The organism is Meiothermus luteus (assembly GCF_003574085.1).
In the GTDB taxonomy this organism is placed as follows: Bacteria; Deinococcota; Deinococci; order Deinococcales; family Thermaceae; genus Meiothermus; species Meiothermus luteus.
In genome coordinates, this window is record NZ_QWKZ01000138.1 from 1 (window position 1) to 5,169 (window position 5,169).

Sequence of the window (5,169 nt, forward strand, 5' to 3'; positions counted from 1 at the left end):
GGTGCCGCACCTCACCCCCCAGGTTGAGCAGCACCTCCCTCGCCCCCGCCCCCACCGCGGCCTGGGCGGCTTTATCGGCAATCAGGCCCTTGGCCAGGGCGTTGAAGGTGAGGGGCAGGGGGGTGAGTTTCCGGGCCACGCGGCCCTCCCGCTGCCACAAAGGCCCTTGCAAGGCCCGGCGCAGGGCCTCGAGCTCGGCCTCAGAAGGTGCCGGTTTTTCCCGGTAAAGTCTCTGCAAGGCCAGGGCCCCAGGGTTGAAGGCCCCGTAGGTATGGGCCATCCAGCCCTCAGCTTCCTCCAGAAGCTCGGCGAGCTCGGGGGAGAGGCGCTCCACCTGGCCCCTTTGCCAGCGGGACAGCTCTGAGTCGGGCAAAAAGCTGCTGTAGATGCGCTCCAAGCGCTCAATCTCAGCTAGGGCCGCGGCCTCGGCCTTGTGGGCATCTTGTGGGCGTTCGGCCCAGAACTGGAGGGTAAGGGTGGTACCCAGAACCCCTTCGTAGTGGGCTTGGTGGCGGTGTGGGCGAGGTCTGAATAGGGCCAGTGGCATAAAAGCTTCCCCTTACCAGGGGACATTATTCCCCATCGGCATAACCAGGCAATAACGCCAAAAAGGGGCTACAGGCTCAGCCCGATCTCAAAGGTGGCCGCGTAGCCCGATCCTTCGGGAACCAGGTTCAAAAGGAGCTGGCTGCCCCCGCTGCGGTAGATGCTGTCCTGGATGTTGCGGATGCGGTTGCCCGGCTTGGCGTAGGGCGGGTTGGCCAGGATGCGGTCGCTCAGGGCATCGTCAAAGAAGAGCTGGGAGGTGAAGTCGCGGTTCTGGTAGCGGATTTTGAAGTGGATGTGCACGGTGCGGCCCGGGTACCAGCCGGGGTAGATGGTGGTGAACTGGGCCACCCCCTGGGCATCGGTCACCTGGTAGCCGCGCAGCCACTTCTGTCCCCGGGTGTCCCCGTAGCGGTCCCGCACCCCCGAGTACATCCCCTGGGCGTCGCACTGCCAGATGTCCACCATGGCCCCCGGCAAGGGTAGGCAGCCCGCGGCGGAAACCCGGGTGACCACGAAGCGCAACCTTAGAGGTACACCCGGCTTGACCACCCCGGTAGTGGGGTCGGAGCGAATATCGGAGCGATTGAGTTGAACATCCACAAAGTAGGGCCCCTCGGTCAGGGCCGGGCGCACCACGCAGGCCGGGAAGGCGCTCGAGCCGCCCTGGGCAGCGGACCTAGGCCCTCCCAAAAGCCCGCTCATCCCTCCCAGCACCGCCAGCACCTCGCGCCGGCTCAGAATCCTGCCGATGGGTTTATCGTCGTTGTCCATGGCTGACCTCCTCCAAATACCCAGCCCTCAGCCCCCCAGGTTCTTCTTCAGGGTCTCGTACTCGGCCTGGCTAATCTCACCCCTAGCATAGCGCTCCCGCACAATTTCCAGGGCCCGGTCTGGAGCTTTGGAGGGGGAGCTACGCAAAAGCCGCAGGATCAGCACCCCCACTAAAACCAGAAGGGCCAGCAACAACAACAACCAAAGCAAATCGTCTGCCCACCCCAAGCCGGGGTAGCCAAAACCGTCCCAGTGTCCGCGATGACCTACCAACATAAAGCTCCTCAAAAGGCGGGGCGTGTGGGCAGCCACACGCCCGGAAAAAATGCAGGCCTAGCGCCACCCACCCCTAGGGCCACGGCCATCGCGCCCTAAGGGGCCAACGCGCAGCTGCACCGGCTGGTTCACGAAGGCTCGGGCCACCGCCTGGCTGGTGGCCTTGAGGCTATTGGCCTGTTCAGCGGTCAGGCGCCCAGCCTGCACAGCCTGGTCAATGGCCTGGTTGCGGGCCGTTACCAGGGCGGCCTCGAGCCCCGCCGGGGTCTTTCCCAGCTCGGTGGCGAGCTGACCCAGGGTCTTGGTACCGCCCGAAAGCACCGCCAGCTCGGCTGGGGTTACGCCCAGGAACTGGGCCGCAGCCAGGTACAGGCTGCCCACGCTGTACCCGCGGAACACCATGCGCTGGGTGGACTGGGCCGGCGCGGGCTGCTGCGGGGCCGGGGTCTGCTGGGCAAAGGCGCCCGCTAGGGCCAGGGTGGAAACCAGTAGAGCTGTCCTTAGGGTTTTTTTCATCGCTGACCTCCTTGGAAAGGCCCTTTGGCCTTTCCGAAAAGGAGTCTGGCCCCAGGCGGTTACGCCGCGGTTACAACCGGCTGAGAGGAGCCTCTCATAACCCCGCCGTAACCCTACGGGTGCAGACTAGAAGCATGCGGATTCTGTTGGTGGAGGACGAGCCCAACATCGCCCGACCGGTCGTGCGGGCCCTCCTTGCCCAAGGGCACCAGGTGCACCACGCCTCCGACCTCACGAGCGCCCGCGCTCTTTTAGCGGAGGCAGAACCCGACCTGCTCATCCTGGACGTGCGCCTGCCGGAGTCGGAGGACGGGGGGTTCATCCTGGCCCAGGAGGTCAGGGAGGCTGGGTACAAAGGGCCCATCCTCTTCATGACCGCCCGCGACGCCCTGGCCGACCGGGTAAAAGGGCTGGACGAGGGGGGGGACGACTATGTGGTCAAGCCCTTTGACCTACCGGAACTCCTGGCCCGGGTTCGGGCGCTGCTGCGCCGGGTGAGCGAGGTAAAGCAAAACCGGCTGCGCTACGGGCCCCTCGAGCTTGATCTAGCCAGCCGCAGCGTGCGCTGGGAGGGCCGAGCGGTGGAGCTGAGCAGCCGCGAGTACGCCCTTCTAGAACGCTTGGCCATGTACCCGGGCCGGGTGTACAGCCCAGAAGAGCTCCTAGACCTAATCTGGGGCGAGGGGGCCTCAGACCCAGGGGTGGTCAAGGTCTGCGTGCACCACCTGCGCAGCAAGTTGGACAGCCGGGTGGTACGCACGGTTCCCGGAGGTTATAGGCTGGGGGTGGAGCCGTGAGCCTGCGCCTGCGGCTGGCCCTCTTTATTGCCGTGGCCATCGCTCTGGCCCTCTTGGTGCAGGGTTTTTTGGGTTACGCCAGCTTTGAGCGGTTGCAGCTTGGGAACCTCGAGCGCGAGCTGGACGCCTACCTTCGGCGGGTGGCCGCCCAGGCCGAGATGCGGCGGGGCCCTGAGGACCGCTTTGATCAGGCCGAGGCCGGAGGCCGCTACCCCTACCTGCTGGGAAGGCCCTTGCGCAGGCTTCTCAACCCAGCCCCCGCCGGGGGCATAGCCCACGCCCGGCTGGTCCAGGACGGGCGGGTGGTGCGGGAGTGGGGCCGGTTCCCCGAGGCCGTCCCCCTGAGCGACAGCCCCCAGGCCCGCCTAGAGCAGAACTGGCTCTACAAGAGCCTGTACCTGCAAAGCGGGGTCTATATCCAAGGGGCCTTGGAGGCCAGCCAGGTGCAAAGCAGCCTGGCCGGCTACCGGCAGACGGTGGTCTTCACCGCGCTGGTGGTCTCCTTGCTGGGGGCCCTGGCCGCCTGGCTCCTAAGCGGCCCGGCCCTTCGCCCCCTGCGCCACCTGCTTAAGGCCACCCGGCGCATCGCCGACTCGGGCGACCTGAGCCTGCGGGTGCCCCCGGAAGGAAGCGGAGAGCTCGGCCACCTGAGCCAGACCTTCAACCAGATGCTGGAAAGGCTCTCGGCCTTCCGGCAGCGGGAGGTGGAGTTTACCCGGCACGCTGCCCATGAGCTGCGTACCCCCCTCACCGCCATCCGCCTACAGCTAGACGCGCACCAGCAGGGCCTCTCCACCCCCGAGGAAACCCTAAGCGTCGTGAGGGAAGAGGTGGAGCGAATGACCTACCTAAGCGAGTCGCTTCTGACCCTAGCCCGGGAAGGGCGAGGGCAGAAGGTGGGGCTAGACCTGGCCCGGCTGGCCCAGGAGGTGGCAGAGCGGTGGGGCGTGCCCTACCGAGGGCCAAAGACCCTGGGGCTTACCGGCGATCCCATCCTGATTGAGCAGGCCCTGGAGAACCTCCTCAGCAACGCCAGGAAATACGCCCCTGGGGCCCCCGTGGGGGTGGAGGTGGAGGCCCACCCCCCCCGCGCGGTACTCAGGGTCTGGGACGAGGGCCCCGGAATGCCTCAGGAGGTGCTGGAGCGGGCCACCGAGCCCTTCTACCGGGCGCCAGGGGTGCGGGTCCCGGGCCACGGGCTAGGCCTCTCGGTGGTGGCCCGGGTGGCCGAGGCCCACGAGGGGAGGCTTGTCCTCCTGCCCAACCAGCCCCAAGGCCTGCGGGCCGAGCTCTGGCTTAGAGGGCTTTGGCCGGAGTAAAGGGCAAGCAAAGCTCAAAGAGGGCGCCACCCTCAGGGTGGTTGCGGGCCCCCACCCACCCCCCGTGCAGCTCCACCAGGGCCTTGACAATGGCCAGACCCAGCCCGCTCCCACCGGTAGAGCGGGAGCGGGAGGCCTCGGCCCGGTAGAAGCGGTCAAAAACCCGCCCCAGGGCCTCCTCGGGGATTCCCGGGCCGCTGTCCCGAATCCGCAACACGGCATGGGCGGCTTGAGCCGCCACCTCCAGCACAATCCGCCCCCCCGCCGGGGTGTGGGCCAGGGCGTTGGTCATAAGGTTGGTCACCACCTGGGCCAGCCGGTCGGCATCGGCCTGAACCAGGATGGGCTGGGCCGGCAGGCGGAGCTCCAGCTCAATCCGCTTGGCCTCCAAAGCGGCCTGGAAGGTGTGGGCCAGGCGGCGGACGTGCTCGGCCAGGTCCAGCTCGCGCAGCACCAGGTTCAGCCGCCCCGCATCGGCCAGGGAAAGGGTGCGCAGGTCCTCCACCAGCCGCGAGAGCAACTGGGTCTGGTGGTGGAGCCGGTCCACTTCGGCCATCTCGAGGGGCATCACGCCGTCTTGGATGGCCTCCAGTCGGCCCTGCATCACCGTAAGGGGGGTCCGCAGTTCGTGCGCGATGTCGGCAATCATGGCCTTCCGCTCGGCCTCGAGCCGCTCCAGCGAGGCGGCCATGTGGTTGAAGTTTCGGGCCAGCCGGGCCACCTCGTCCTCCCCTCTGGGAACCGGGGCCCGGGCCGAGAGGTCGCCCTGGGCCAGCCGGCCCGCGGCCTCCGAGATGGCCTCAATGGGCTGGGCCATCCGGCGGGCGAAGACCAGGGCCACCAACACCCCAAGCAGCGTGGCCACCAGGCTGGCGATCAGCAGGTTCTGCTGCAAACGGGCCTCCAGGCTGGGCCTGCGGGGACGGGGCGGGGCCTGAAGG

General features: G+C 67.6%; 7 protein-coding genes. 2 read left to right on the forward strand and 5 right to left on the reverse strand.

From position 1 onward, the window contains the following. From Mlute_RS13970 to Mlute_RS13985, 4 genes are all read right to left on the reverse strand, one after another. Positions 1 to 547 (reverse strand): FAD:protein FMN transferase (locus Mlute_RS13970; RefSeq protein WP_182482581.1); only part of this gene is annotated, 547 nt, incomplete at its 3' end. A gap of 68 nt (positions 548 to 615) precedes the next feature. Further along, positions 616 to 1,320, reverse strand: a complete 705-nt coding sequence (locus tag Mlute_RS13975; RefSeq protein ID WP_119361185.1) for an intradiol ring-cleavage dioxygenase — start codon at positions 1,318 to 1,320, stop codon at positions 616 to 618. A 27-nt stretch (positions 1,321 to 1,347) separates the two neighbouring features. Continuing rightward, positions 1,348 to 1,596: an SHOCT domain-containing protein gene (locus Mlute_RS13980; RefSeq protein WP_119361186.1), complete on the reverse strand. Its 249-nt coding sequence runs from the start codon at positions 1,594 to 1,596 to the stop codon at positions 1,348 to 1,350. 57 nt (positions 1,597 to 1,653) lie between these two features. Further along, positions 1,654 to 2,112: a hypothetical protein gene (locus Mlute_RS13985; protein WP_119361187.1), complete on the reverse strand. Its 459-nt coding sequence runs from the start codon at positions 2,110 to 2,112 to the stop codon at positions 1,654 to 1,656. A 134-nt stretch (positions 2,113 to 2,246) separates the two neighbouring features. Between Mlute_RS13985 and Mlute_RS13990 the strand changes: the two genes are divergently transcribed. Then, the gene (locus Mlute_RS13990; RefSeq protein WP_119361188.1) at positions 2,247 to 2,909 is read left to right on the forward strand and encodes a response regulator transcription factor; all 663 of its coding nucleotides are present in this window, start codon (positions 2,247 to 2,249) and stop codon (positions 2,907 to 2,909) included. Continuing rightward, a complete protein-coding gene (locus Mlute_RS13995) occupies positions 2,906 to 4,228 on the forward strand; it encodes a sensor histidine kinase (protein WP_119361189.1) in 1,323 nt (440 codons plus the stop codon). Before Mlute_RS13990 ends, Mlute_RS13995 begins: the two co-directional genes overlap by 4 nt. Here Mlute_RS13995 and Mlute_RS14000 read toward each other — a convergent pair. Then, a partial coding sequence (locus Mlute_RS14000) for a sensor histidine kinase (protein ID WP_119361190.1) occupies positions 4,206 to 5,169 on the reverse strand: 964 nt, incomplete at its 5' end. The genes Mlute_RS13995 and Mlute_RS14000 overlap by 23 nt on opposite strands.